Annotated in this window: 22 protein-coding genes and 3 pseudogenes; 18 read left to right on the top strand and 7 right to left on the bottom strand. The window is 69.7% G+C overall.

Going from position 1 to position 26,175, the window contains the following annotated elements; translation table 11 throughout:
- Positions 1 to 211 precede the first annotated feature (211 nt).
- Complete coding sequence (locus ACFWWU_RS29115) at positions 212 to 436, top strand: hypothetical protein (protein WP_384149364.1); 225 nt, start codon at positions 212 to 214, stop codon at positions 434 to 436.
- Positions 429 to 1,427 carry an RNA polymerase sigma factor gene (locus tag ACFWWU_RS29110; RefSeq protein ID WP_384149363.1) on the top strand — a complete coding sequence of 333 codons (999 nt, stop codon included), beginning with the start codon at positions 429 to 431 and terminating at the stop codon, positions 1,425 to 1,427. The genes ACFWWU_RS29115 and ACFWWU_RS29110 overlap by 8 nt, the downstream gene beginning before the upstream one ends.
- A gap of 512 nt (positions 1,428 to 1,939) precedes the next feature.
- On the opposite strand, the gene ACFWWU_RS29105 is transcribed toward ACFWWU_RS29110, so the two are convergent.
- Positions 1,940 to 2,398, bottom strand: a complete 459-nt coding sequence (locus ACFWWU_RS29105) for a GNAT family N-acetyltransferase (protein ID WP_384149361.1) — start codon at positions 2,396 to 2,398, stop codon at positions 1,940 to 1,942.
- A 76-nt stretch (positions 2,399 to 2,474) separates the two neighbouring features.
- On the opposite strand from ACFWWU_RS29105, the pseudogene ACFWWU_RS29100 reads away from it, so the two are divergent.
- Positions 2,475 to 2,748, top strand: a pseudogene (locus ACFWWU_RS29100) (hypothetical protein); the annotation flags it as partial.
- On the opposite strand, the pseudogene ACFWWU_RS29095 reads toward ACFWWU_RS29100, so the two are convergent.
- Positions 2,726 to 2,824, bottom strand: a pseudogene (locus tag ACFWWU_RS29095) (NUDIX hydrolase); the annotation flags it as partial. The pseudogenes ACFWWU_RS29100 and ACFWWU_RS29095 overlap by 23 nt on opposite strands.
- 429 nt (positions 2,825 to 3,253) lie before the next feature.
- On the opposite strand from ACFWWU_RS29095, the gene ACFWWU_RS29090 reads away from it, so the two are divergent.
- Together ACFWWU_RS29090 and ACFWWU_RS29085 are read left to right on the top strand one after the other, a co-directional pair.
- Positions 3,254 to 3,610 (top strand): DoxX family protein, encoded by a 357-nt coding sequence (locus tag ACFWWU_RS29090; protein ID WP_384149359.1) that lies wholly within the window; start codon positions 3,254 to 3,256, stop codon positions 3,608 to 3,610.
- Between the two features lie 666 nt (positions 3,611 to 4,276).
- Entirely contained in the window at positions 4,277 to 5,497 is a 1,221-nt protein-coding gene (locus tag ACFWWU_RS29085) for an alpha/beta hydrolase family protein (protein ID WP_384149357.1), read from the top strand.
- A 208-nt stretch (positions 5,498 to 5,705) separates the two neighbouring features.
- Here ACFWWU_RS29085 and ACFWWU_RS29080 read toward each other — a convergent pair whose 3' ends face one another.
- Positions 5,706 to 6,278: a hypothetical protein gene (locus tag ACFWWU_RS29080; RefSeq protein ID WP_384149355.1), complete on the bottom strand. Its 573-nt coding sequence runs from the start codon at positions 6,276 to 6,278 to the stop codon at positions 5,706 to 5,708.
- Between the two features lie 428 nt (positions 6,279 to 6,706).
- Here ACFWWU_RS29080 and ACFWWU_RS29075 point away from each other — a divergent pair, with 428 nt between their 5' ends.
- The 5 genes from ACFWWU_RS29075 (at position 6,707) to ACFWWU_RS29055 (ending at position 12,222) form a co-directional block, all read left to right on the top strand.
- Entirely contained in the window at positions 6,707 to 7,126 is a 420-nt protein-coding gene (locus ACFWWU_RS29075; protein ID WP_384149354.1) for an MmcQ/YjbR family DNA-binding protein, read from the top strand.
- Positions 7,127 to 8,099: 973 nt separating this feature from the next.
- The gene (locus ACFWWU_RS29070) at positions 8,100 to 8,756 is read left to right on the top strand and encodes a hypothetical protein (protein WP_384149352.1); all 657 of its coding nucleotides are present in this window, start codon (positions 8,100 to 8,102) and stop codon (positions 8,754 to 8,756) included.
- Between the two features lie 191 nt (positions 8,757 to 8,947).
- Entirely contained in the window at positions 8,948 to 9,988 is a 1,041-nt protein-coding gene (locus ACFWWU_RS29065; RefSeq protein WP_384149350.1) for a hypothetical protein, read from the top strand.
- 78 nt (positions 9,989 to 10,066) lie between these two features.
- Entirely contained in the window at positions 10,067 to 11,227 is a 1,161-nt protein-coding gene (locus ACFWWU_RS29060; RefSeq protein ID WP_384149348.1) for a trypsin-like serine peptidase, read from the top strand.
- A gap of 5 nt (positions 11,228 to 11,232) precedes the next feature.
- On the top strand, positions 11,233 to 12,222 hold the full coding sequence (locus ACFWWU_RS29055; protein WP_384149346.1) for a hypothetical protein: 990 nt from the start codon (positions 11,233 to 11,235) through the stop codon (positions 12,220 to 12,222).
- A 117-nt stretch (positions 12,223 to 12,339) separates the two neighbouring features.
- On the opposite strand, the gene ACFWWU_RS29050 is transcribed toward ACFWWU_RS29055, so the two are convergent.
- Positions 12,340 to 13,302: an SDR family NAD(P)-dependent oxidoreductase gene (locus ACFWWU_RS29050; RefSeq protein ID WP_384149496.1), complete on the bottom strand. Its 963-nt coding sequence runs from the start codon at positions 13,300 to 13,302 to the stop codon at positions 12,340 to 12,342.
- A gap of 132 nt (positions 13,303 to 13,434) precedes the next feature.
- On the opposite strand from ACFWWU_RS29050, the gene ACFWWU_RS29045 reads away from it, so the two are divergent.
- Positions 13,435 to 14,628: a sensor histidine kinase gene (locus tag ACFWWU_RS29045; RefSeq protein WP_384149344.1), complete on the top strand. Its 1,194-nt coding sequence runs from the start codon at positions 13,435 to 13,437 to the stop codon at positions 14,626 to 14,628.
- Positions 14,625 to 15,278, top strand: coding sequence for a response regulator (locus tag ACFWWU_RS29040; protein ID WP_384149343.1), 654 nt, complete (start codon positions 14,625 to 14,627; stop codon positions 15,276 to 15,278). Before ACFWWU_RS29045 ends, ACFWWU_RS29040 begins: the two co-directional genes overlap by 4 nt.
- Before the next feature lie 702 nt (positions 15,279 to 15,980).
- Here ACFWWU_RS29040 and ACFWWU_RS29035 read toward each other — a convergent pair.
- Both ACFWWU_RS29035 and ACFWWU_RS29030 read right to left on the bottom strand, forming a co-directional pair.
- Positions 15,981 to 16,130 (bottom strand): annotated as a pseudogene (locus ACFWWU_RS29035) (ATP-binding protein); the annotation flags it as partial.
- 100 nt (positions 16,131 to 16,230) lie between these two features.
- Positions 16,231 to 16,668 carry a DUF6892 domain-containing protein gene (locus ACFWWU_RS29030; protein ID WP_384149341.1) on the bottom strand — a complete coding sequence of 146 codons (438 nt, stop codon included), beginning with the start codon at positions 16,666 to 16,668 and terminating at the stop codon, positions 16,231 to 16,233.
- A 260-nt stretch (positions 16,669 to 16,928) separates the two neighbouring features.
- Here ACFWWU_RS29030 and ACFWWU_RS29025 point away from each other — a divergent pair, with 260 nt between their 5' ends.
- The 3 genes from ACFWWU_RS29025 (at position 16,929) to ACFWWU_RS29015 (ending at position 21,853) form a co-directional block, all read left to right on the top strand.
- Entirely contained in the window at positions 16,929 to 17,279 is a 351-nt protein-coding gene (locus ACFWWU_RS29025; RefSeq protein WP_384149339.1) for a hypothetical protein, read from the top strand.
- Positions 17,280 to 17,681: 402 nt separating this feature from the next.
- Positions 17,682 to 18,833: an exonuclease SbcCD subunit D gene (locus tag ACFWWU_RS29020; RefSeq protein ID WP_384149337.1), complete on the top strand. Its 1,152-nt coding sequence runs from the start codon at positions 17,682 to 17,684 to the stop codon at positions 18,831 to 18,833.
- Positions 18,833 to 21,853, top strand: coding sequence for an AAA family ATPase (locus ACFWWU_RS29015; protein WP_384149335.1), 3,021 nt, complete (start codon positions 18,833 to 18,835; stop codon positions 21,851 to 21,853). The genes ACFWWU_RS29020 and ACFWWU_RS29015 overlap by 1 nt, the downstream gene beginning before the upstream one ends.
- A 379-nt stretch (positions 21,854 to 22,232) precedes the next feature.
- Here ACFWWU_RS29015 and ACFWWU_RS29010 read toward each other — a convergent pair whose 3' ends face one another.
- Positions 22,233 to 22,382, bottom strand: coding sequence for a DUF6193 family natural product biosynthesis protein (locus ACFWWU_RS29010; RefSeq protein WP_384149333.1), 150 nt, complete (start codon positions 22,380 to 22,382; stop codon positions 22,233 to 22,235).
- Positions 22,383 to 22,488: 106 nt separating this feature from the next.
- Here ACFWWU_RS29010 and tap point away from each other — a divergent pair, with 106 nt between their 5' ends.
- The 3 genes from tap to ACFWWU_RS28995 all read left to right on the top strand — a co-directional run bounded on the left by tap (position 22,489) and on the right by ACFWWU_RS28995 (position 26,123).
- Positions 22,489 to 24,654, top strand: coding sequence for a telomere-associated protein Tap (tap, locus tag ACFWWU_RS29005; protein WP_384149331.1), 2,166 nt, complete (start codon positions 22,489 to 22,491; stop codon positions 24,652 to 24,654).
- Between the two features lie 101 nt (positions 24,655 to 24,755).
- On the top strand, positions 24,756 to 25,313 hold the full coding sequence (gene tpg / locus ACFWWU_RS29000; RefSeq protein ID WP_384149329.1) for a telomere-protecting terminal protein Tpg: 558 nt from the start codon (positions 24,756 to 24,758) through the stop codon (positions 25,311 to 25,313).
- 303 nt (positions 25,314 to 25,616) lie between these two features.
- Entirely contained in the window at positions 25,617 to 26,123 is a 507-nt protein-coding gene (locus tag ACFWWU_RS28995) for an AAA family ATPase (protein ID WP_384149327.1), read from the top strand.
- Positions 26,124 to 26,175 lie beyond the last annotated feature (52 nt).

The raw sequence follows: 26,175 nt of genomic DNA, 5'->3' as shown, positions 1-26,175 counted from the left end.
GACGTGAGTCCCCTACCGGGTTAGGGGGGTGAGCGCCGCGTTTGCATGACACCCCACACAAGATTCTTTTCTCGCCTCCGGCCGCAGGGCACCAGGAGCAGGGCTCCACACCGAAAGTGCATGGCCCGTGTCATGCAGACGCCGCTTTCGCGCCCCTTCCCTGGTGAACGGCTCGCACGGAACCGCCGCGCGAGCCCCCGGAGGGAACACAATGGAGCTCCTCATCGCCGCGGTCCTGGTCGTCCTCGTCCCCATGGCCGACAAACTGATCAAGATCATGCAGGACCGCAACCACACCCGGGGGGAGGCCGAGGTGATCCACGCACACGCCCTCGCCGACTTCGCCCGCGCCCACGGCGAAGCCGAAATCATCCGCGCCCAGGCCACCCTCCCCACCGCCCGCACAGCCCCGAACAAGGGCGTCGGCCGTGCCTGACACCGACACCCCATTCAACGAACAGCTCCTCGCCGTCTACCACGACAAGGGCCGGACGCTCCTGCGCCTGGCCCGGCGCGAACTCCAGTACGAGGGCCTGCCCTCCTCCCGCGCCGACGCCGAGGACATCGTCCAGGACGCCCTTGTCACCACCCTCACCAACAACGAGAAGACGGAGATCGACGACCTCTACAGCTATCTGTGCGCCGTCATCCGCAACCGGGTCAGGGACGTCGGTCGCCGCAAGGCGGCCGAGCCTGTCGACACCACGGCCTCGACATCCGAAGGCCACAAGGCTCTGTGGGTCTCCGACCTCGAAGAGGACACCGACGCCGTCCTCGATGCCGGGCGAGCCCTCGGGAAGCTCTCCCCGCAGCAGCGCCGGCTCATCCTGCTCAACGAGGGCTGGGACTACACCCACGCCGAGATCGCCCAGATCACCGGCATCCACCGGGGAACCGTCGCCACCCACATCCGACGTGCCAAGGTTGCACTCACCGCGGCATTCGTCGCCGTCATCGCGGCCTTCGTCGGCTGGGCACCGGAGATCACCACCCGGCTCCGCTGGAACGATGCCGCTTCCGGGCGCTGGATCGACGAAGTCTCCCCTGCCTCCCCCGGCCTCGCTATCGGGGTGGCAGCGTTCTCACTCGGCGTCGGCTACTTGTACTTCGAGTTCCAGAAGGCGAGCCCGAAGCTCGCACGCGCCACCCAGGTACTCCACGCCATGATCGACGCATCCCCCGAACTCTCGGATGGCGGGGACCTGCCCACCCCCTCCGACTACGCCGCCCACCTGGGAATCCCTGAGGAATGGATCACCCTGGACACGCTCCGGCTCGGACGCGTACCCGAACCAGTCGGTACAAGGAAGCTCGTGAACTGCGAGTTCGACGCCCAGACGGTCAACGCCATCATCGTCAGCCGCGGGGACAACCAGATCGTCTCCGGAACCCGTACCTACTTCCCCTCGAACCGGAACGCAGACTAGCCGGAATCCGGTCGGGGCTACGCCGGCGACAGCGGCGAAGGAGCACGGTAGGAACAGGGCCAGATGGCCTCTTTCGGGGAGGATCACAACGGCCAGTAGCGGCAGCGGTCAGCTAGCGGTGAGCTGGTTCGGAACGCGGCCGCGAGAAGTTCCTGTAGGTCTGGGATGTGGTTGAAGAGGTGCCAGGGCTGACGCCGAGGAGCTTGGCAATCGAGGCGATCGAGTCCTCGGGGTTGCCGCATGTCGCGGGCGGCCCTGCTCCCGGCGCGCGCGTCCCGGCGCCGCCGGTCTTCCGCTTCCTGGTGCTGCTCCAGGTCCTGGATGAGCGCTTCCACCTCAGCCGGCCCCGGACGGCCCGGTACTTCTCCAGCCGCTCGGCTATCTCCACGGCGAGCGCCTCTCCCTGCTCATGCCGCCTCGGCGACCGCGGGCTCGCCGGCGGTGACGACGTCGGGGAGGTGCTTCAGCGCCGTACGGGCTGCGGGCCGGTGGCCTGCTCGTGGGCCGTCGGCTCAGGGGAGTGTGTGGACGAAGTGGTAGTGCTGGCCGATGCCGGGGACGGTGTACTGGTCGCCGACCGCTGTGAAGCCGTGGTGTTGGTAGAAGCCGGCTGCGGCGATCCGACCGCTGCACCAGACGAGCCGGCCTCCACGTGCGGCGCACGCGTCGAGGCCCGCGGCCAGTACGGCCTTGCCGAAGCCCTGCCCGCGTACCGCCGGGTCACTGGCCAGTTTCCGCAGCCGCCACACTCCCTCGGCGGCGAAGGGGGCCAGTGCGGGGGTGTCGGGCAGGGGTTCGGCGCTGAAGGTGGCGCAGGCCCCGAGTTCACCGCTGTCGGTGCGGGCGGCGAGGTGGAAGGTGTCCGGGAGCAGGTCGACGTCGGTGAGGGCGCTCGCGCGGGGCTGCCCGGGGCGCAGGACCCGCTGGCGAAGATCCAGGATCTCCTCGACCGAGGCGAAGGCGACGAACACGGTGCTCCCTCTCGTGGCATGGTGTGCGGCGCCCCACCTGACCGGGCGCACCCCGTACGCACTGAAGTCTCCCAGCCGCGAACACGCATCGAATCACCGGGGCCGCGCCTTCCCCACCTTCTGGCTCCGCCCGCACCCAGCTCCAGCGCGGCAAACTCGACGAGGCGTGCCACCCGACCATGGATGCCCTGGTCCCGGCAGCGGCCGTCAGCTCGCAACGAGTCATCGACCACCTCAGGGAGTTCTACGAGCAGTTGGAGCCCTTCCGCCGCGAACCGGCCGCGGTGGCATTCGAGGCCCGCCTGCGGCAGACACTGCCCCGCCAGATCAGCGGATCGCCTCATCCATGAGCACGTACAACAACCCCACGAGCGAACCGCTGCTGACGATCTCGCGACGGTCGATCATGCACCGCACGCCGGCCATCCGTGATGAAGCGGTGCCGCCACATCGGGAGACGAGGAATCAACAGGCCCACGACGACGGGATCGTGGTCCCGGTAGATCAGGTGGATAAGGAGGAGTCAGAAACCGCCGAGGGGGTTGCCACGCTGACAGCGTCGTTCGCCAGGCGGGATCGACGTCGGCGTCCGTTGTGCGCGAAGGGTGTGCCCGAGCGCGCCGCCACGGCCGACCAGCCGACCGGCTCGTCCCGTCCTAGGCGATCACAGCCGGGCGAACTTCGAAGGTCACGGCACCGCGATGTCACGCGCACGCGGCGACGCGCCCCGCCAGAGGGCGATCGTGGTCCGGGAGGGGCCCCGCGGCTCCTGGCATGTCACGTTCCAGGGGCACCGATTCGTCCATGTGGTGAACACCCAGCTGTCGTTTCTCGCGCAGGATGAAGGAGCCCCACGTGTTCGCCGCGTACCTCGTCGCCACCCTCCTCGCTTCGGTCGTCAATGGCATGGCCGCCGTCGCCAACCTCATCGGACACGACTACCCGAAGAGCCAGGCGGACAAGTTGGGCGTGCCCCACTCCTGGATGCGACCGCTCGGGATACTCCTGGGGGCGGGCGCACTGGGTCTGCTGGCCGGGTTTGCCGTGCCGGTGCTGGGGGCGCTCGCCGCTGCCGGTCTCGTGCTGTACTTCATCGGCGCCCTCTGGGCCCATCTCCGGGTCGGCGACTATGCGTTGGGCCCCTGGTTCGTGTTCCTCTGCCTGCCCTCGGCCGCTCTGGCCGTGAACCTGGCCTATCACGGCCACCGGTGAACCGGTTGCGTCGTCGGTGAGCTCCGGCCCGCGTCGTGTCATGCCTCGACCGGCCGCAACGTCGCGGTAATTGCCCATCCACCGGGCGAGAGATCCAGTTCGACTGGCTGGAGCTGCCCGATCCGCCCGAAGGCTGGAGGTGGGTTCCACGCGCGTCTGCTCGGCGGGGCCCTCGCACATTCGGGCCGGTGGAGGGCGGTGCGGGCTGAGTCGGAGGACTTCCCTCAACTGGTCCAGGCCCTGGACGACGTCGTGCGCGAGCTGGGCGGGACTGCCCGCCGGTGGCGCTTCGACCCGGATGGCCACCGTCTGTCATCCCTCCAGCGGGCAGGTCACCGCGGCGTTCGCCGCCGTCGCCAAGTACTACGGGGTCGGGGTGGACATCTGCCCGACCCGCCGCGGCAACCGCAAGGGAAGTGGGGGAGAAGGCCGACCACTCGGCGGCCCAACGCTGGTGGCGCACGGTTCCCGACGGGGATGGCCTCGTAACCGGACGAGACCGGCGACTGCATCAGCCCCAGGGTGTAAACCCGTGGGCCAATGCCCTCGCGTCGCAATCAAACGGTGGGCCGATGCCGCGCATGAGGGTCGCGTGACAGCGTTCCTCTGTGCCCACGGACTGTCCGTCGCGGCATGGTTGACGATCCGTCACCACGGGAGGGACCCATGACCACCACGTCGTTCATCAGCCGGAAGGGCATGACGCGCCGCAGCATGCTGGGAGCCGCGCTGGCCGCCGGTGCCGCCGTGCCGCTCGCCGCCGCTGCCGGCCCCGCGTGGGCCGACCAGGCCGCGGCCGCCCCCGCCGCGACGCGGCTCGAACTGCCCGGGCCCACCGGGCCGTACCCGGTCGGCACGGTCCAGCTGCACCTCGTCGACCGGTCGCGTCCGGACCACATCGCGGGCCCCGGGCACTTTCGCGAGCTGATGGCCACCGTCTGGTACCCCGCCCGGAACGTCGAGCGGTACCCGGTGGCGCCCTGGATGCCGGCCGGCGCATTCCAGGCGTTCCTCGCCGACGCAGGGTTCAGCGAGCTGGCCTCCCTGGGGCCGCTCACCGCCGGTCACGTGGGCGCTCCGGTACGGCGATCGGGCCGACGGCTGCCCGTCGTCGTGTTCTCGCACGGCGCGCACAGCCACCAGGGCGACCACACCGTCATGGTCCAGGAGCTCGCCAGCCACGGATACGCGGCTGTGACGGTGGCTCACCAGTACGACACGTACACCGAGTTCCCCGACGGTCGGGTCGCCGTCCCGCTCCGCGACAGGCAGGCGCCGACGCTGCCCGGGGACTTCGCCGCCGACCTGCGCTTCCTCCTCGACTGCGTCGAGCAGCTCGCCGCCGGGTGCAATCCCGACGTCGACCACAGGGAGCTGCCGGCCGGGCTCCTCGGCTCCCTCGACCCGACGCGCATGGGCGCGTTCGGCTGGTCGAAGGGCGGGACGGCCACCGCCTGCGCCATGCTCGCGGACGGGCGCATCCGGGCCGGACTGAGCGTCGACGGCCCGATGCAGATGAACCCGCCGTTGACCGGCGACCTGGACCGGCCGTTCATGATGATGTCCGCCGAGTTCACCCGGGCCACGACACCCGAGGCCGCCGCATTCTGGTCGCACCTGCGGGGCTGGCGGCTGAACATCCAGGCCCAGGGCGCCCTCCACATCTCGTACGGTGACAATGAGGCGCTGTTCCCGCAGGTGGCGAAGCTGTTCGGATGGAGCGGGCAGCAGCTTCAGGACGTGATCGGCACCCTCGATCCCGACCAGGCGGTCAAAATCCAGCAGGCGTACCCCCTCGCGTTCTTCGACGAGCACCTGCGCCACCGCCGCGGGCACCTGCTCGACGGGCCGTCCCCAGCCTTCCCGGCAGTGGCGTACCTCCCCTGAGTGATGGTCCGCGGGGGAGTGCCAGTGGAGGTTCGTCCTCTGGTTGGTCGGCGGTGTAGCCCCAACGCCCTGGTAGTTCACACTGACCGGCCGTGGCGGGCTGATGCTGACACGAGTGACGAACAGCCATGCCATTCGCACGCTGACCATCACCTGCTGCTGGCCGTATGAGTCCCCTCCGCCTCGCGAGGATCAGCCAGTCGGACGGTCAGGCGGCTGGTGTTCGGCTGCGCGGAGGTTCGGTGGAGAGTAGCGACCAGATCCTGCGACCTTCGTCGGAGGCGTCGGCGCCGCAGCTCACCGTGCCGGTGACGGAGGCGAGTGTGGTCAGCACGGTCTGGTCGGGCTCGGCCTCGGTGTGGCTGAGGACGACGACGAGGATCATGCCGTCCTGGTCGGCCAGGTGGACGCTGACGCGCTTGCCCGCGTCTCTGACGGCCGTGTCGACGAGAAGCCGTACGGTCTCCTCCAGAAAACCGTCCTGGGGGTGGCTGTACTCCCAGCCGCGCACAGTGTGTGTGACATGGCGGACCGCCTTGCCGGCCGCCCAGGGGTCAGCCATCAGGACCCAGTTGCTGACGCGCCGGTTCCTCACAGCCATGCGAGGGCGACGGGTCTCGATACGGGCCTGGCCCGGGCCTGGCAGGGGGAGCGCGGTGCTGACGGGCTTCGTCTTCGGCTCGGGCCGGGGGAGTTCAACCGGCTTCTTCTGCGGGGGCGGTGTGCGGGGCGGGTAGGCGGGCGGGATCTTTGGACCCTTGCTCTCCGTCGGCTCGTTCAACGGGACCTCCTCGCACACGGACTGATGTCCCCTTACCCATCGTGGCAGCAGTTCAGGACCGCGGACTGCCACTTCACCGACTTCCCGCCCAGAAACCCCAGGTCAGGAATCACCCCACGCCCGTAACTGACGGCCGATCAGGCCGACCGCCATCGCGCAGGCCTCCCCGGTCCCGCACCAGAGCGACCGCCTCCTTCGGCAGGTACTCCAGCCGACACCCGTTCAACGCCAGTGATGGTCTGCGGCGGGTGTCAGTTGGGGGTCGTCATCCAGGTGTCAGTGACGCATGCTTCGTGACCTGGCCGTTCCTACTGACAGCGGTTGCCTATGGGCCACTGACACGATGGACGATAGGCCAGGTCCTTTTCATGCAGACCCCCACCAGCCGCGTCTGGCGCGGAATTCGCGGCGGTCGATAGTGTCGGCCTATGTCCAGTCCTGGAGACGTGCCGCCGGAGATCCTGAACAGGTTGCGGTCGATCTGCCGGCAGCTGCCCGAGTCCTACGAGGAACCAGCCTGGGTCGGCGTGCGCTGGCGGATCCGTACGCGCACGTTCGCCCACGTCTACACGCCGGACGTGGATCGCTCCCCGGTCTACGCCTCGTATGTAACCGCAGATCAGGAACCGGTCGTGATGACCTTCCGGGTACCCGCCGACGACCTGCTCGGCCTGACCGCCACCGGGTTCCCGTTCCTCCGTGCCGGCTGGGGGCATAACGTCGTCGTTGCCATTCTCGGTGACCACACCGACTGGACCGAGCTTGCCGAACTGGTCACCGACAGCTACCGCGGGATGGCTCCGAAGTTCCTCGCCGCCCGGCTCCCCCTCCTGCCACCGCTCAGCTGACCGGAGTGATGGTCTGCGGGGGAGTGTCAGCGGAGATTCGTCAGCCGGCTGTCAGCGGTGTACCCCCACGACCTGGTAGTCCACACTGACAGGCCGTGACGGACTGGTGCTGCTACGAGCGACGCATAGCCAAGTCATTCGCACGCCGACCATCAGTTGGGGTCGGCCCCCACTCGCCACCCCGTGTCGAGCAGGCCCCGTTCGACATCGAGGCGCATGCGCCATACCCCTGTATGCGGGCTTATCGTCTGGCCTGGACAGGCGACGATACTCCTGACCAGGAGAAACAGGTAGGCGGAAAGGCTGTCGCCGTCAGTTGGGGGTCGGTGCGCGAGGCTAGCCACGGTTCGAGTCATAGCCTCACCGGGCACGGCCGTCCTTGCCCGTGAAGCACTTGGCCGGGCGTCCGTCCTCCGCGATCCCCAGAGCGCCGACAGGAGAGCAGGCGTATCCGAACGGGATGCCTACCTGGGCATCGGAGCCGTCGTGGTCCGTCCCACCGCTACCGTCTGTCGCTGGTGCTTCCTCTTCCCTGTCTCTGGGAGATCGGGTGAGCAGCCGTTTCCGTCTCCGTCAGCGTGATGGCAGGGGGTGTCGATGGCTCCGGGTCCGGCTCGTCGGAGTCGCAGCTGAAGACCAGGACAGCAATGCTCCGGCGGCATGAGCCCGGTCCCTGCGGACCGTGCCCGCAACCGGCAGAACCAGCGCTTCGTAGCTGCGGCCGCCGCGTGTCTTCAGCGCGCGCAGCCGCGCCGAGAACGCCTCGACAGCGGTGTCCTTCGACTTCCCCATCCGGCCGACCGTCCGTCCGATTCAGTCCCGTACCACCGGATCCCACGCCAACCACGTTCTCCCACGTCAACGGGGGTGGAATGGTTCCGGGACGAGAAGGGGCGCGGCGGCGTTGCGAGGCCCGTGCCCCGGCGTCGACGCTGGTGGAGCACCGACCGACCCACAGGGGGAATCACCAGTCATGGCAAAGCTCCGTTCCGCGCTCACCGTCACCACCGTCGCCCTCGGCCTCGCCACCGTGGCCGCCGTCCCGTCGTCCGCGTCCTCGGCTCCGGCCGCGCACCTCGCCCAGGCCGCCCGGGCCGTGGCCGCCCAGGCCGCGCTGCCCCAGTTCCTGGCCGCCCGGGAGATGCCGGCGTCCCTGACGCCGTGGGCGGCCGACCCGGTCGTCGCCGGCCTGCCGGAGGGCGGGGCCGTCTGCGCCCCGGGCGTCGTCCCGTCCCAGGGCACCCGCCACCGCGAGTTCCGCACCGAGCTCGACACCAACGGCACCCAGATCACGACGGTCGCCAGGACCGAGGCCGACGCGGTCCGCCTGGTCGACGCGCTGCGCAAGTCGCTCGCCGGCTGCGGCGCCCGCATCGAGCGCCAGAGCCCGGGCGTGGACGCGGTCAGCCGCTACCACGGCGCGCTCGCGGTGGAGGAGGGCGCGCACGTCTACAGCCTGGACACCGCCGACCCGGAGGTCGGCAACACCGACATCCACCTCTTCTCGGTGGGCCGTGACGGCCGGACCGTCACCTATGTCCGGTGGGGTCAGATGGGCGACCTGAAGGACGCCCCGCTGACGGCCTTCAAGGCGACGACCCGTACCGCCGTGAACAAGCTCTGGTCCTGACACAGCGTCACCCTGGCGCGTGCTGAACTACCCAGAGTGACAGTAGGGTCGCAGAATATCCCCATTCGGGGGATACTGGGACATGAGTTTCCGACGTCGGCACGCTCGCGCGTCGAGCCGAGCAGCCCACCCGTCACCAGACCGGTACCGGTTGGGGGGACCGTTTCGAATGTGATGCGAAAGGACGCGTCATGGAACTCGAATCTCTCCCTCTCGAATCCCTCCCCGATGAGGTCGTCGCCCAGATCGAAGTGCGGGACCGCTGGAGGCGCGCATCGGCCGCCGGTGGCCTGGAGTTCCTCGTCACCGACATCGGGAGATGGCCACTGGGCAAGACGGTGCGGGTCGCGTTCCTCGACGGGAACGACCAGCTGCACGCGGACATCGCGGGAGCGACGAAGCAGATCACCGACGCCTGCAACCTGACGCTCGACTTCGGGCAGAACGGCGGGGGCGGAACGTTCCGGCGATGGACCACGTCCGATACCGCCCTCGCCGCCGAGATCCGGGTCAGCTTCGACCTGCCTGGCTTCTTCTCCCTGGTGGGCACCGACAGCACGGACGGTGCCATCGGTGCGGGAGGAGGCCAGGTCGGTGGCAACCCCGGCCAGCGCAGCCTCAACCTCGGGCGATTCGTGTCGAACAGGCCCGCCCAGTGGGAGGGCACCGTGCGGCACGAGTTCCTGCACGCACTGGGGTTCCACCACTCCCACCAGAACATGCGCGGCACCTGCGAGGGCGAGTTCCGCTGGGAGGACGAAGTCGGGTACGTCCCCACGCAGGACCCGAGTGGTGTCTTCGTGGCGGACGCCCAAGGCCGGCGTCCCGGCATCTACACCTTCCTCGCGGGTGAGCCGAACAAGTGGCCGCGCGCCAAGGTGGATCACAACCTGCGCACCGTGGACGCCCCGGATCTCGTCGCCGGGCCCTTCGACACGAAGTCCGTGATGCTGTACCGGTTCCCGGCGTTCTTCTACAAGTCCGTCCCCAGCAGCTGCGCGCCGGCCGGCAACGGGCAGAACCTGTCGGACGGCGACAAGCGCGGGCTCGATCTGCTGTACCCGCACACCATGGGCGGGTTGGCGGACCGTCAGGCCCGTGCCGACGCGGTCCTGCAGTCGCTCGGGGCCGGTCCGGAGGGGCTTCCCGGTGCGGACGGCGGCGACCTGGCCGAGGCGTACCGCAGCCGGGTCGAGGAGCTGGCCGCCGCCCAGGCCGCGGGCGTCCACTGACCCGAGCCGAGCGGCAGAGGACCGAATCGAGGACCGAGTCGAGGACCGAGTCGAGGACCGAGTCGAGCAGGGGACGCCATGTCCGCCGGCAGCACCTACGAGCGGCTCCTCGGCGAGTCGCAGAGCGGAGGACTCGAGCACGCCGACGGGGGTGGCGTGCCGAGTCCGCCGGATCCCGAACGCCTGATCACGCAACTGTCCGACGAGGTCGGCCGGCTTGAGGAACGTCTCGGGACGAGAGCCGATCCGACGGCGCGGAATCTACTCATGCACGGCGCTGAAGACGCGCTGCGGGAGGTCGCCGACCACGGCGCCGATGCCCAGCTCGACATGCGGGACATCGCGAGGCTGGAGGCCGTCGTCCACAGCGACGGAACTCGCCCGGTGCTCTTCGTCGAGGACGACTTCTTCGACGTCACGGCACCGGCGGCGGCGAACTGGGCGGCTTCCCTGTCGCGGATCCAGGCCGAGCTCCGCACCGTCTGCCGGGCGGTCGGCCGGGTGAACGACCCCGCCGCGCTCCTCGGCTACCAGGGCACGGCGTGGGCGATCGACGACGGCGTCGTCGTGACGAACTACCACGTCCTGGAGGCCATCTCCACGCATCCGTCCCGTACCGACGGGGAGTTCGGCGGGGAGCTCAAGCCCGGTGTGGCGGTCGACTTCGGCGCGGAGATCGGCGGTGGGCCGTCGGACCGCGTCTTCCGGATCAGCCGTGTACTGGGCGTGGGGCGTGCGGGGGCGCCCGAGCACGCTCACCCCACCATTCCGAGGATCAACTTCGACGGCCTCGACCTGGCGGTACTCGAGCTCGACCGCGTGAGAGGACGGCCGTTCCCCACCCCGGTCCAGGTGGCCCGAGGCGACGACCCGGCAACGCACGGAGCGCTCGCCTCCCGTGGACGCGGCGTCTACCTCGTCGGCTTCCCCGGCAGCGCGGCCTCGACGAGGCCGGACGTCTTCGCCGAACTGTTCGCCGGGGTCAAGGGCGTGAAGCGACTCACGCCCGGACTGCTCACCGAGGGCCGGGGCGAGGTGGACAAGGACGCACGGCGCTGGATCATCAGCCACGACGCCAGCACGCTCGGTGGCAGCTCCGGGTCGCTCGTCGTCGACCTCGAGGCCGAGGGCCGGAAGGTCCTCGGGCTGCACTTCGCCGGGGTACCCGACCGTGTGAACTGGGCCCACGGCCTCGAAGGCGCGACGTCCGAACTGGCCGCCGCGATACCTGGGTGGTGATCCCCGTGACGGAGTCCTGGTCCCCCGAGATCCTCGCCATGGCGAACTCCATCACGCGCGACATCCCGCGCATCCGGGCCATCCTGGATCAACTCGGGATCCGCAACGTCGACTACGAGGATCCTGCCGACTACGTGCCGAGCGCGATCACCAACGCGATGGGCCGGGGGAAGCTCGCCGCGTTCCAGGCCGCCCTGGCCAAGGCGGACCTGATCACCGACGGGCCGGTCGACATCGGCGGGAACGTGTTCGAGCGCCTCGCCGAACTCCACTCCTTCGTCACGCCTGCCCACACACCCGTCGATGCCCGCGTGGTCGCGCGGCGCCTCCTCCTCGCCTCCGACCTCGTGTGCCGGATCGACGCCGGCCCTCGGCATGGAACCGGCCTCCTCGTCACCCCCACCCTGGTCGCGACCGCCGCCCACCTGGTGTCCGACCTCGTCGACGCGACGGGTCCGGGGCGCGCCGCACCGCGCGCCGGCTCGACGAGCCGCCTCCACGTGACTTTCGGGGACATGACGGATCAGCTCGACGACGAGGCACCGCCCACGCGTCTGACGCCGACGCCGGCCCCGCTCGCGGCCTCATCCCGGCGACGGCAGGGGCGGGGTCCTCCCGCTGCTGTGGTCGGTCGGGACGGTCGACAGACCCCTCGGAGATCCGCCTGTGCGGCTCCTGCATTCCGCGAACACGTCCGGCGGCTCTTCGGGCGCGCCGGTCTTCGACGCGGAGTTCCGCGTCGTCGGCCTCCATCAGGCGGGACTCGAACAGAGGCCGGCCAGGGGCGGTGCCGCCTTCAACCGTGCCGCCGCCGTGTCGGCTCCAAGGGCGGCCGGCCGCCGAAGTTCGACAAGAACGACTACAAGCAGCGGCACGCGGTCGAATGCGGGATCAACCGCCTCAAATGCCACCGAGCCGTGGCGACTCGATACGACAAGCTCGCCGTCCGATACGAAGCGACCGTGCTGATCGCAGCCATCAACGAATGGCTCTGACCTCCGTAAATGCTTTGGCGACAACAACTGCCGAGCAGTAGCGTGCCCCCATGGGGATCAGCGTTCTGGTTCGGACATTCACCGCCGATGGCCACCGCAAAGGGCAAGAGTCCAACCTCAGTTACCGCTCGGCTGGATCATTTTCCGGCCCGTGGTGCTTCCGCCGTCCACGCTGACCGACGCACCCGTCATGTAGGGGAAGTCGTCGGACGCGAGCCCGAGCACCGCGCGCGCGATCTCCTCGGCATCGGCCATCCGTTCGAGACCGTCGACGTTGAGCGGCCCCCACGCCTGCTTGTACTTGGCCCAATCCGCGTCCGGGATTCCCGGCGGGCGGACGAACGGGGTGTCGGTGGTGCCGGGCAGCAGGGCGTTGAGCCTGATTCCCTTGGGTCCGTACGCGAGCGCTGCGGACTTCACTATTCCCTGCACCGCCCGCTTGCTCGCGGTGTACGCGGCGCCGTTCGGCCGCGCCTGTTCCGCCGCTGACGACGAGGTACAGATGATGACGCCGCGCTGCGCCCTGAGCATGTGCGGGATCTCGTACTTGATCGCGAGGAACACGCCCCGGGCGTTGGTGGCCTGGACGTCATCCCACTCCTCGACGCTCATCTCATGGGGCAGTTTGCCGCCGCCGATGCCGGCGTTGTTGAAGGCCACGTCGATGCCGCCGTAACGGCTCGCGACCCGGTCCACGAAGGTCTGTACCTGGGCGGCTATCCGGACATCGGCCTGGATGTACGTGGCTTCGCCGCCCGCGTCCCGGATCTCCCGTTCCACCTGGCGCCCCAAGTCGGCTCGCCTGCCACAGAATCCGACATGGGCACCCTCCCCGGCGAACGCCTTCGCCGCCGCCCTGCCGATGCCCGATGTGGCACCCGTGATGAGCACCGACTTCCCCGCGAAGCGGCCGGCCGCTTCGCGGGACCTGGACTGGGCGCCGACCGCATGGGCGGTGGTGCCGAAGGCCGCGCTCGCCAGGCCCAGGGCAGCCGCACCACCGAGCAGCGCCCGCCGCCCCGTGCCCTCGGATGTCGCGTTCGCATCCGCACTCATATCCGTGTTCGCATTCGCATCCATGACGAGCACACTGGCAGCCCGCCCCGGGCACACGACTCCCTCCTCGGGCCGGACCTCGCGGCCGCTAGAAGGAGTTGCCCTCCTCCCATGGCAGGACCCCAGGAGCACGGGCGCCCGCCTATCGTGGGCAGCGTGAACCGATCTTGGATCGAGCTTGCCTTCGACAGGAGATTCGCCGTCACACGGGTCCTTGCGCTCGCCGGCGTACTGCTTGGCAATCTCCTGCTGCTGCAGCGGCCGTCCGGAGCACAGGACTGGGTCCTTGCCGCAGCCGGGCTCGTGCTGTGCCTGGCCGCGGGCAAGTGGGCGTTCGGCGCGCTCCTGGCGCAGTCGGGCCTGCTCGTCGTCGCACACGCGCTGGGCGCGAGCACCGTTTCCTCGTTGAAAGTGCTGGCCGCCGTGACCCTCTTCGAGTTGGCGGTTCGCCAGTCCGGGCGCCGCCTGGCCGCCGGAACGACGGCACTGGCACTTGCCGTCGCTGTCAACCGTCTTGAGGACCTGCCCGGCGAACTCCTCCCGGTGCTCTACAAGATGGGCATCGTCGCAGGCCTGCCACTGCTCCTGGGCGCGTACGTACGCGTGACCCGCGACGCCGCAGCGCACGCCCGTCAGTACGCACAACAGCAGGAACTGCGCGCCGAACAACAGCTGCTGGCCGCCCGCGCAGCGGAGCGCACCACCATCGCGCGCGAGTTGCACGACCTCGTCGCCCACCACGTCTCCTCCATGGTGCTGCGCGTCGGTGTCGCCCGGCATGTCATCGCCGCCACCAGCACCACCGACCCGCGGATCACCGAAGTCCTCGACGACCTGCACTCCAGTGCCGGAGCGGCACTGACCGATCTGCGGCGCCTGGTGGCCGTACTGCGCGCCCCGGACCGTACCGGTCCCGACACCGGTTCCCTGGTCTCACCCGGGGCACTGCCGGCGGCATTGGAGTCGGTGGTGCAACACAGCCGCCAGAGCGGCCTGGCCGTAACCGCTTCCGTGGACCCCCGAGTCGCACGGCTCGACGCGGTACGCGGCCTCGCGGTCCTCCGCCTGGCCCAGGAGGGCTTGGCCAACGCGGCCAAACACGGCGGGCCCGGCGCACACGCCGAGCTGGCCGTGCGGGTGGCCGATAACGCCGTACACGTGACGATCCACGACGACGGGGCCGGAAGAACCCGGCCCCCGGCCCCGGGCCCATCCGGACACGGCTTGATCGGCATGCGCGAACGCGTGGACCTGCTCGGCGGCCGGCTGGATGCCGGCCCCGCGGCCCGGGGCTGGCGGCTCACGGCCGAACTCCCCACCTCCGCACCCGACATGGAGCCCCAACGGTGATCCGCATCCTCGTCGTCGACGACCAGCAGCTCGTCCGCATGGGACTGCGCATGCTCTTCGAACAGGCTCAGGACATCGAGATCCAGGGCGAGGCGGACAACGGGGCGGAGGCGGTACGACTGGCCGAACGCCTCACTCCCGACGTCGTCCTCATGGACCTGAGAATGCCCGGCATGGACGGCATCACGGCCACCCGCCGCATCCTGGCGGCGCGCCCTGCCACCCGGGTCGTCGCCCTCACCACGTTCGACGACGACGACCACCTGTATCCGGTGCTCGCGGCCGGAGCCTGCGGTTTCCTCGTCAAGGACACCCCACCGACCGAACTCCTGGACGCCGTACGCCGGTCCGCCAACGGAGAGGCCCCCTTCAGCCGGGACGTCCTTAACCGCCTCGTCACCCAGGCTCTCCACGCCCGTCCCTCCTCCGACACCCCTACGGACCTCCCGGTACCGGCCGTCACCCCGCGCGAGCGGGAGGTACTCGGGCTGCTCGGCGTGGGCCTGTCCAACAAGGAGATCGCCGACCGGCTGCACCTCGGGGTCACCACGGTGAAGACGCACGTGGCGAGCCTGATGGCGAAGACGGGCCGAGACAACCGCATCCGTCTCGCCGTTCTCGCTGTCCTCACTGGCATCACTCCGGACTGACCCGCCCCTGCCCGAGAGAGCCGCCGCGCTGAGACGGGCGCAGCACTGCCCAGCCACATCAGTGAACCGGGGCCGGCCTTCTTCGACCTGGGCAGTGGCGGCTACGTTCACGAGTCATTCGACTGGTGGGCGTATGACCGCACGATGCGTCGGCCGACCGTGGCCAGGATGCGAGGGAGGTGTTCGTGCGGTTGGTGCGGGGCTGCGAGGTATCCATCGACTGGGAGAAGGCCCTGGCGAGTCGGTCGGTGAATACGACACCACCGGAGCCCTGGGCGGACTGGGAGGGCACACCCATGAGGGGGCCGCGCGAGCTGTGCCGCTGCCCGGAGGATACGGCCGGCCAGCTGGGGCGGCTGCATGAGCGCCTGGACGTGATTGGTGGGGACGAGCCGCTGGTGGCGCTCAAGGCGGCCGGGGAGCTGGAGGCGATCGCCGCGTCGACCGATCCCCTCGCGGCCGCGTACGTAACGGGGGACGAGATCCCGATGCCGCGGGTCGCGGAAGATTCTCGGCATGACCGAGTCGGCATGACCGAGACGGCAGCACGCTCATGCCTCTCGCCAGGAGAAATGCGACCCCTACCTGGAGGCCGTGCCGTGCGTCGCCGACCTCGTCAGCTACGGCGGCGACCTCCTCGACATGCTCGTCAACCTGGGAATCGGCGAGAAGTAGCAGTGGCCCGCACGGTGGCCCCGTAGACGAAAAGCCGGCCCGGCAGGCGGCAACCGAGAGCACGACGGCGATGTGGGTCTTGCCGACCCCGACCCCGGGCGGGCCCAGCAGGGCCGCGTTGGCCTTGGCACCGACGAAGGCGAGGGTGGCCAGGTCTTCGATCTTCCGGGGGCGAAGCAGCCGTAAGCGCTGGAGGCGTGACGGCGGTGTGCGGCCTTCCCCGGCGCGGCACCTGAGGGCCCCGCCGGGGAAGCGGGCGACGAACGGGTGCCGGGGCTCAGTCGGTGTCGATGCCCCGCGCGGCGAAGACCTCCGCCGCGTCCGGCACCGCCAGGACGCCGTCCTCCACGAAGGTGACCTCCCGCAGGTTGGGCAGCAGGGCGAGGTCGTCGAGCGAGCGGACGTCGAACAGGTCGTCCTCGCCGTCCCAGGCGGGGGCGCAGTGCCGGAAGACGTCCGCCCCGGCGTCGAAGCACAGCTCCTCGACACGGGCGAGCAGCTCGGCCGGGATCTCCAGGGCCTCGAAATGGGCCCGGGGCTGCGGCAGCACCTCCGCGTGGAGGCCGTTCTCCAGGGCGTAGGACGCGGGGTCGCCGATCCCCCGCTCGGCCAGCCGCGCGGGCAGGTCGTAGACCGGGAGGAGGAGCGGCTCGGGGCCGTACATGAGCTCCTCGATGACGAGCAGCTTGAGGTTGAAGTCGCGGAACTGGCTCATGGGACATGGGTACCACGGAGGTACGACACGGCGTCATCGCGGATGGTGCTGACGATCTTCTTGATTTCGTCGACCTTGGCGTCCAGCCGCTTTGGGTCGTGATCCATGCCACTCCTTCAGCCTGGCGGCAGCCCGCGGGTTGCAGGATGCTGACTGACAGCCCGAGCGGTACCAGACGGTGCGTCAGGTCATTCATTCCGCCACGCGGCTCGCCCGCTCTGCGCTTCCGTGCGGCCAGGAATCAGGCGGCTCGCCGAGCCGTGGCCACTGACACGTTCCCCGACAGCGACGTTCCCCCCGTCAGCCACCTGTTGAGCCGGGTCGTCACGGTGGCCGCCGGCCGGGTTGAGGCTGACGCCGCGGCCGCCTGGCGTGATGTGGAGGAACGCATCGGAGAGGTGGCGGGGGAGCTCGCTGCCAGCGGCGTGCTGGAAGACGCCACGACCGCGCCCACCCGCCGGATCAAAGCGGCCGACTTTCTCACCAGCCTGACCGGTGGCTTCCCGCCCCCGACACGGACGCTCACCCTGCTGCTCGGCCACCCGGCCCTCACAGTTCCCGGCCCTCGCACCGCCTCCCGCCCCGCGCCTGACACCCTGCCGCCGCTCTAGGGCGACGCCCCGCACCGCCCCGCCTGACCGCGGCATCCGGTACGTCTGACCGTCGCGTTGCCGGTGCGCCCCAACGGCTCTGCTACGAGGCCCGGCGCCCCTTGCGCGCGCACGCACCAGAGACCACCGGCCCTGCCCCACAGGGAGACGGCACACACCCGGACCGCCGGCTGAAAGCGGGGGTTCGTGGCACCGGTCCTGCGGGGGAGCGGATCCACGTCGGCAGCGGGACCGGACCGCTCGCGCGGGCTGCGCCGGACCGAGTCACCCCTTCCCTTCTTGCTCTTCTCTTCTCGGCGGCGGTTCGGACGTCCGTGAGTCGCCGGCGGGAGGCCACTCCAAAGGATCATTCATCATGAAATCCACCTACAGTGTTGGCCTTTGTGGTTACGGTGTGTGCGCATGAGGATTCTGCACACATCCGACTGGCACCTGGGCCGCCAACTTCACCGTGTGCCGCTCATCGACGAGCAGCACGAGTTCCTGCGGTTCCTTGTGGACACCGTCCGGGAACATCACGTAGACGTCGTGGCAGTGGCGGGCGACGTGTTCGACCGGGCCATCCCGCCGCTCGATGCGATCGGCCTGTTCGACCAGGTCCTGGAAGAACTCGCCGACATGCGCGTGCCGCTGGTGATGATCAGCGGCAACCACGACTCCCCGCGCCGACTCGGGGTCAACGCCCGCCTGATCGAACGCGCCGGAATCCACCTTCGCACCGCAGTGGACGACTGCGCCCGCCCGGCAGTCCTGCACGACGAGCACGGCCCGGTGGCGTTCTACGGACTTCCCTACCTCGAACCCGGCCTGGTCCAGGCCCATTTCGACGCGGACAAGCCCAGCCACCAGGCCGTCCTCGGCGCGGCGATGGACCAGGTACGCGCCGACCTCGCCACCCGCCCCGGGAGCCGGTCGGTCGTCCTCGCCCACGCCTTCGTCACCGGCGCCGAACCCAGTGACAGCGAACGCGACATCACCGCCGGCGGCGTGCCCTCGGTCAGTGCCTCGGTGTTCGACGGCGTCGACTACGTCGCCCTGGGCCACCTGCACCGCTGCCAGAAGATCGCCGACCGCGTCCGCTACAGCGGATCGCCCCTGGCCTACTCCTTCTCCGAGGCCGACCACCCCAAGGCGATGTGGCTCATCGACCTGGATGCACAGGCCCGCCTGAGCGCACAGCGAATTCTCTGCCCCGTACCCCGCGCCCTAGGCCGGCTCACCGGAACCCTGGACGCCCTGCTCACCGATCCCGAGCACACCCAGCACGAAGGTTCCTGGCTCCACATCACCCTCACCGACCCCGACCGCCCGCACATGGCCATGGAACGCCTCAAGGAACGCTTCCCCCACACCCTCAGGCTCAGCTTCACCGCCGAGCACCACACCAGCGACGAGTCCTACGGCACCCGTGTCAACGGCCGCAGCGACCACGACATCACCCTCGGCTTCGTCGAGCACGTGACCAACATCCCCGCCACCTCCCAAGAGCAGGACCTGCTGCGCGAAGGACTGGAAAGCGTCCGTATCCAGGCCGCGGTACGAGAGGCACACTGATGCACCTGCACCACCTCACCGTCCAGGCCTTCGGCCCCTTCGCCCGCACCGAGACCGTCGACTTCGACGCCCTGGCCGGCAACGGCCTGTTCCTCCTGCGCGGCGACACCGGAGCCGGCAAGACCAGCGTCCTCGACGCCGTCTGCTTCGCCCTCTACGGCACCGTCCCCGGGCTCCGCCCCACCCACCGCCTGCGCAGCGACCACGCCCCCACAGGCACCCGCACCGTCGTCACCCTCGACTTCAGCTCCGCCGGCCGCCGCCTGAAGGTCACCCGGACCCCCAAGCAGGACCGCCCCAGCACCCGCGCCAAGAGCGGCTTCGCCACCGACGACGCCACCGTCCAGCTCCACCAGCACACCAGAAGCACCGACGGCCACGACCAGTGGGACCCTGTCTGCGCGAACCACCAGGACGCGGCCAGAGAGATCGAAGCAACCCTGGGCCTGAACAAGGAACAGTTCTGCCAGGTCGTCCTCCTGCCCCAGGGCGACTTCGCCAAGTTCCTCCGCTCCGACGCCAAGGACCGAGCCGGCCTGCTGCGCCGCCTCTTCGGCACCGGCCGCTTCCAGGAACTGCAGACCTGGCTGACCACCCGCAGCAAAGACACGCGCAAGAAACTCGACGAGGCCCTCACCGAGATCCGGCAGCTGGCCGAACGGATCGACCAGGAGACACGCACCCTCCACCCGCAGGACGGCGAGACTCCCACCCGCCCCGCCCTCGACGACCCCGCCGCGGTCCTCACCTGGACCCAGCAGCTCCTCGCCCTCTCCCACAAAGCCCACGCCGCAGCGCACGCCGACGCCGCGCGCAGCGACGACGAACACGACGAGGCCAAGCGCAACCACGAAAAGGCGACCGACCTCGCCGAACGACAGACCAGGCACCTCGACGCCCACACCCGCCGTACCGCACTCGACGACCAAGCCGCCGGCCATACCCCCCGACGGGAAGAACTCGACCGCGGCCGGAGCGCCCAGACGGTCCGGCCCCTGCTCGACGGACTGGACCGCGCCGCTGCCGCATTGGAGAAAGCCCGCACCGACGAACACCAGGCCCGGACCCTGCTCGCCCCGGAGCATCAGCGGGAAGACCTGCGCCACCTGGGCGCGCATCTTGAGCGCCAGCATGCCGAACGAGGCCGAATCGAAGGCCTGATTCCCGACGAACAGCTCCACACCCAGCTCGGCATCCAGCTCGAAGACCTCGCCACCAAGGAACAGCAGGCACACGCAGACCTCGACGAGGCCGAGAAGTGGCTCGCCGCATGGCCCGCAGAAGAGAACCGGCACACCAGCGCCGTCGACGCCATGAACAGGGCCGCGGACAGCATCGCCCACCTCGAGCAGACCGCCATCGACGCCACCACCCGCCACGAGGCCGCCCTCCTGCGCGACAGCCTGGCCACACGCCTGACAGCCGCCGCGGATGAAAGGACGGCCCGCGCCACAGAGGCACTCCAGGCAAAGCAGGAATGGCTCGACCTGCGAGAACGCCGCCTCGACGGCATGGCCGGAGAACTCGCCGCCCAACTCAGCCCCGGAACGCCCTGCACCGTCTGCGGCTCCCCCGAACACCCGGCCCCCGCCCGCCCCCGGGCCGACCAGCCCACACGAGAGGACGAGAACAAAGCCCGGACCCTGCACGAGCAGACCGAACAAGCCCTCACAGAAGCCGACCGCGAGCACGCGGAGCTGGCCGAACAGCACGCCATGGCCATCGGCGCCGCCGGCACCACCCCCGCAGCCGAACTCGCCACCACCCTGCAAAACGCACGCACCGCCCATAAGGAAGCGTGCGACACCGCCGCCGGCCTCCCTGCCGCACAAGACGAACTCGCACGCCTGCGCACCGAACACGACACCCGCACCCGACTGCACCAGGAAGCAAGAGAACTGCTGACCGAGTGCCAGGCCCGCAGCCGGACACTGGCCCAGCAGCAGGCAGACCTCGCCCGCACCCTCGACGACGCCCGCGCCGGCCACACCAGCCTCCCCGCACGCCTGGCCGACCTCACCCGCACGGCCGAGCACCTCGACCACGCGATCGCCACCGCACAGACCACCGCGGCCGCCGAAACCGCCCACCACGACGCGCTCACCGCAGCGGACCAGGCGGCCCACAGCGCCGACTTCACCACCCGCGACGACGCAGCCGCCGCATTGCGAACCCCCGCCCTGCTCCAGCAGTGGGCCGACCAGCTCGAACAATGGGGCAAGGAGGACGCCATCGTCACCAGCATCCTCACCGACCCCGGCCTGGTCGAGGCAAGCCTCCAGCCCACCGCCGACCCCACAGCCGCAGCCCATGCCCTCCAGCAGGCCGAAGCCCGCCTCAAGGACACCGCGGGCGCCTCCCGCCGGGCCGAGGAGCGCGTCACGGCACTGACCGAGCTGGCCGCCGACATCGAGACCCGCCGCGCCGGCCTCGAACCACTCCAGCAGAGCCATCGCATCGCCGACCGCCTGGCCTCCATCGCCTCGGCCAACTCCGCCGCCAACACCCTCAGCATGGAACTCGAGGCCTACGTCCTGGCCGCACGACTCGAGGAGATCGCCGCCGCCGCCAACACCCGCCTGCAGAACATGACCTCGGAGCGCTACCTCCTCGTCCACAGCGACGAAAAGGAAACAGGCCGCCGCGGCCGCCTGAAAGGCGGGCTCGGCCTGCGAGTCCTCGACACCTGGACCGGCACCGAACGCGAGACCTCCACCCTGTCCGGAGGCGAGACCTTCACCGCCTCACTCGCGCTCGCCCTCGGCCTGGCCGACGTCGTCACACAGGAAGCCAGCGGACGCCCCCTGGGAACCCTCTTCATCGACGAAGGCTTCGGCACCCTCGACGAACAGAACCTCCAAGACGTCATGGACGTCCTCGACCAGCTCCGGGCAGGCAACCGCACCGTCGGGATCGTCAGCCACGTCCCCGAACTCAGCCGCCGCATCCCCAGCCAGCTCAACGTGAGGAAACACCGCGACGGATCCACCCTGCGCCCTCTGACCAGCGCCGACCTGTAACACCCGGGGTGTACCGCGCGCCTGCCGACGCAGCCGCGCGGTACACCCTCAGCGTCAAAGGTTTGCTCCCGCTCCCCGTGCGGTTGTCACCGGGGCTTTCTCCAGGAAGGAGGGGAGGGAAAGTTTGACCGGTGCCGCCGGCATCGCCGCGCCTCGCCGTACTCAACCGCGACGAATGATGTTGATCAGGCGATCAGGTGCCCGTCCTGCGGATCGAAGCAGACGAGACCGAGAGTCCGGGCGAGATCAGCCGCAAACGATGCGCCATCCTGGCACCTGCTGAAGACCATGCCGAGGACAAGAGCGCCTGACCCGTCTCATCGAAGCGTGACCAGTGTCAGCGAAGTTTGACCGGCACGGCTGCTGTTCTGCGGCTGGTTCAGTCGGTGGAGCTCTCCGCTGGGGGCCACGGCCCTTCGAATGCCGGCCCGCAGTCGTGCGGCAGGTGGGCCACCACCAACGCGGCCGCCTCATTCGGTGCGAGTGACTCGCCCAGGACGCGCGGCAACGCACCCAGTGGCGCGTACACGATGCACGATTGCGCGAGCTGGTCCCCTCATCCCTCGACGAGAATCATTCGATAGGGTTAAAGATGCAGGTTAAAGAAGGGGTTAAATGCTGCTAGTGTCTGTGGCATGGGCCTGAGTGAGGAAGAACTGCTCGCCGCCGCTGACGAGTTGCTGGCGGAGGTGCCGCAGCTTCCGTCCCCGGCTGAGCGTGCCCGTCTGCGTGAGGCCGCCGGTATCACGCAGGCCCGACTCGCGGTCGCGCTGAAGACCACGACGCAGACGATCAAGAACTGGGAGAACGGCAGGAGCGAACCGCGCTCGCCGCGCCTGGAGGCATACCAGCGGATTCTGAGCGGCTGGGCGGCAAAGCACCCCACACACGGCACACCGACCGCAGCGCCGGCTCCCGCCCCAGCACCACAGCCGCAGGCACCGGCCGCGTTCACCAGACCCACCACCCCTGCCTCGCAAGCGGAGCCTGTCACACCGCTACCGGCTCCCGCCGCGGCGAGCGCACCCGAGCGTCCGATCGAGTCCGAGCGTCCGATCGAGTCCGGGCGTCCGGCCAGACGCTTCACGCCATCGCGGCTGCCGACGGTGAACAAGGCCGCCACGCCCGCGTTCGACCCCCGCTTCCCAAGCGGACCGCTCGCCGTCCTGGACGGCGACGGGACCGCGTACGGCATCGGCGGGATCGCACTGGACTGTCCGGCGACCACGATCGTGGAACTGGTCGAGTGGACCCTCACGCAGTCCGGTCTCGGGGCACCGAAGCTCCACCGCTACGGGACGGACTCCGACCCCCTCATCGTCCTGACCACGACCGCGGCCGCCAAGTTCGGCCTGCCCGAACGCCTTGAGGACCGCCGCAGCCTGCGCCTGCCCGAGGATCACCCGGTCGTCAAACAGGTGACGAAAGCCAAGTGGCAGCTCACCCAACGCGGCTTCGGCCCCTGGCCCCGCATCTACCGCAAAGCCCAGGGACGCGACCGCCAGTGCGTCCAGCTCGCGATCCTGCCCTGGGACGCCCTGGACTCCCGCTCCTGGCCCGGCGTCAGCGAGGCGGAGATGCACCCGGCCGACATCGCCCGCGTCCTGGGCATCTACGCACAGCGCGTCATCACCCCCCGCGGATCCACAGCCGTCTCCGGCCTGGAGCTGATGACCGCACTACGCCCCCCGACCCGCCCGGTGCGCGACGAGGAGACCGGCAACTGGACCCGCGGCCACCACACCGGAAGCCTAGGAACCGAGCCACTGCCGCCGGCACCCCCGGAAGCCCGCCCCGAACACCCTGTCGTCGCCAAATCCGGCTGGACGGGCGGCTTCGTCAACGAAGAGGCCTACCAGTGGATCCGCGACATCGACCTGCTCACCGGTGACGAGGCAGCGCTACCGTACGCGGTCGGCCTCGACCTCAACACAGCCTTCCTCGCCTCCACCGCCCGCCTGATGGTCGGCCTCTGCGAACCCGACCACTTCGTACGCCCGAAGTTCTACCCCAAGGTCACCGGCTCCTGGCTCGTCGACCTCTCCCACATCGACCTCGACCCCCGCCTGCCCAGCCCGTTCACACCGACCGGCCAGCGCCCCACAGGCCCGGCCTGGTACCAGACACACACCGTCGCCTACGCCCAGGAACTCGGCTACAACATCGACGTCCTGGAGGCGTACCTGCGCCGCGAGACCGGCGCCTACCTCGACCCCTGGCACGACCGGCTCAAGACCGCCTACGCCGAGACCCTGGCCGACCTCGGCGTCACCCCCGACCTCACCGACGCCCAGTTCCTCGCGGCGATGGAGGTCCACAAGCAGGTCGACCCCGCGATGGCCGCCGTCCTCACCGCGATCAAGGCAACGGTGAAGGGCGGCATCGGCAAGCTCTTCGAGGGACCGCAGGGCACGGGCTACAAGGACGGCGAGGAGTGGCCGGCCATGAAACGCCCCACCTGGGCCCCCTGGATCCGCAACGCGATCATCTCCAAGACCCGCGTCAACATGCACCGCAAGCTCGCCAACATGGCCAAGTTCACCGGCATGTACCCGCTCGCGGTCCTCTCCGACTGCGTCGTCTACCCCGCCGCGAGCACCAGCCCGCTCGACTTCCTCCCCTACGCCGAGTCGGGCAAGCCGATCCCCGGCGCCTTCCGCCTCGGCTCCACACCGGGCCGGGCGAAACTGGAAGGCGCGCAGCCGATGACATGGGCGGTCGACCTGATGGAACAGGGCTACAACCCCGCCCGCCACATCAAGGGCGACGGCCACGACGCCGTCATGGACGAAGGCGAATAACCACACGCCCGCCCGGCCTCAGCTCTTCCTGAGCCCCCACCAAACCGCCCACCGACATCGGTGCCCACCCCCACTCCGCCCTCCGACGGGAGCTCAACCAGATGACCGGAGAGATCGACGACGCCCTGGAGCGCGCCGACCAGGAGCACTTCACCAGAGAGCCCCCCAAGACCCTCCAGGCCCGGATCAACTACCTGATCAGACAGCTCGGTACCGCCAAGGCCGTCGCCGCGGAGATCGGCGTCACCCCCGACTCCATCAACCGCTACCGCCGCGGCGCCCGAAAGAACCCGCCCAAGAACATCGCCACCCGGATCGAGACCGCCGTCAAAGCCCGCTGGCAGCCAGGCGTCCGCCGCCGCCGGCGCAAGCAGGCCGCCACCACCGGCATCAAAGTCTCCACCCGCGCCCGCTTCGGCTACACCGCCCCCATCGGCACCACCGACGACGGTCGCCTCCGCCGCCTCACCATCAACCTCCCCGCCACCTACGCCCAGCGCCTCTTCGACGCCCAGGACCAAGACCTCAGCGACCAGCAGAAGCGCGCGATCATGGCCGAGGGATTCAAGGAGGCCTACTTCCAGGACAACGGATCCCGCGCCGCAGGACTCTCCGAGGTCAGACTCACCGACATCGACTACCTCGACATCGAGTACTGAGCCAGCCGGACCCCCAGTCGCTGGAACATGTCCACATGAGCCACAGTACGTGAGGTGTGACAAAGGTAGGCTTGTTGTCACAGATCACCTCATCTCGCCTTCTACCCGCGGGTCATCGAGGCACTTCACGGTCTACGACGTGACCACCCACTCCGTCGCCGCTCCCACTGCGACGCAGCCCGTGCCGCGTCCGGCGCGCACCACCGGGAGCACGTCGACATCGCGCCGCCCCCGCCGCGCGGAAGGCGGCCCCGGCCTGCACCCCGACGGCCGGATCATCTTCCTGGATTCTGAGGGGGCGGGGTGTATCTGGGGCGGGTACGTGCCAAGGGCTTCAAGTCGCTCTTGGACACCGACGTTGCGCTGCGGCCGGGCGTCACGGTGGTGGTGGGGGAAAACAATGCAGGGAAGTCCAACTTCATCGATGTCCTGCGGCTGCTGACTGATCATGACGGCCAGTATCGGGGCCGCCCCGGCGGCCCGGGCAGGCTCTTTCCCCGCCCGCCCGGCGCCGGTCGTTCAGGCGGCGGGCAGGCCGGGCAGCGCGAACGAGGCACGGCCAGCGGCCATGCTGGTGGTTGCCGCCAGCGGGAGCTCAGCACCTATCCCACGGCGCGAGGGCCGCGGGTGCGAAGGAGGGCGCGCGCCGCCGTCACCCGCCCTGGAGCAGATCTCCATGCCCTCGACCTGAATGTGTACGGTCGCCGACATTCACTGATACCGAACCGTGACGGGTTCGGCGCTGGTGAACGGCAATGCCGCAGCGGAGTCACGGCCCCGGCACTCGCCGTTCTCACTGGCCGGAAATGACTGTTGGTCGGTCATGACGAAGCACTCACACGAACACGACGAGTACGTCTCC

The sequence above is a fragment of the Streptomyces sp. NPDC058650 genome, from assembly GCF_042717315.1.
Taxonomy (GTDB): Bacteria; Actinomycetota; Actinomycetes; order Streptomycetales; family Streptomycetaceae; genus Streptomyces.
The sequence above is the reverse complement of the archived record's forward strand: the minus strand, read 5'-3'. Positions and strand labels throughout refer to the sequence as shown.

What these genes read in the sequence shown, in the direction of transcription:
- ACFWWU_RS29115 (WP_384149364.1), top strand. Translation starts at nt 212, where the DNA reads ATGGAGCTCCTCATCGCCGCGGTCCTGGTCGTCCTCGTCCCCATGGCC.
- ACFWWU_RS29085 (WP_384149357.1), top strand. Translation starts at nt 4,277, where the DNA reads ATGACCACCACGTCGTTCATCAGCCGGAAGGGCATGACGCGCCGCAGC.
- ACFWWU_RS29075 (WP_384149354.1), top strand. Translation starts at nt 6,707, where the DNA reads ATGTCCAGTCCTGGAGACGTGCCGCCGGAGATCCTGAACAGGTTGCGG.
- ACFWWU_RS29070 (WP_384149352.1), top strand. Translation starts at nt 8,100, where the DNA reads ATGGCAAAGCTCCGTTCCGCGCTCACCGTCACCACCGTCGCCCTCGGC.
- ACFWWU_RS29065 (WP_384149350.1), top strand. Translation starts at nt 8,948, where the DNA reads ATGGAACTCGAATCTCTCCCTCTCGAATCCCTCCCCGATGAGGTCGTC.
- ACFWWU_RS29060 (WP_384149348.1), top strand. Translation starts at nt 10,067, where the DNA reads ATGTCCGCCGGCAGCACCTACGAGCGGCTCCTCGGCGAGTCGCAGAGC.
- ACFWWU_RS29050 (WP_384149496.1), bottom strand. Translation starts at nt 13,302, where the DNA reads ATGGATGCGAATGCGAACACGGATATGAGTGCGGATGCGAACGCGACA.
- ACFWWU_RS29030 (WP_384149341.1), bottom strand. Translation starts at nt 16,668, where the DNA reads ATGAGCCAGTTCCGCGACTTCAACCTCAAGCTGCTCGTCATCGAGGAG.
- ACFWWU_RS29020 (WP_384149337.1), top strand. Translation starts at nt 17,682, where the DNA reads ATGAGGATTCTGCACACATCCGACTGGCACCTGGGCCGCCAACTTCAC.
- ACFWWU_RS29015 (WP_384149335.1), top strand. Translation starts at nt 18,833, where the DNA reads ATGCACCTGCACCACCTCACCGTCCAGGCCTTCGGCCCCTTCGCCCGC.
- tap (WP_384149331.1), top strand. Translation starts at nt 22,489, where the DNA reads ATGGGCCTGAGTGAGGAAGAACTGCTCGCCGCCGCTGACGAGTTGCTG.
- tpg (WP_384149329.1), top strand. Translation starts at nt 24,756, where the DNA reads ATGACCGGAGAGATCGACGACGCCCTGGAGCGCGCCGACCAGGAGCAC.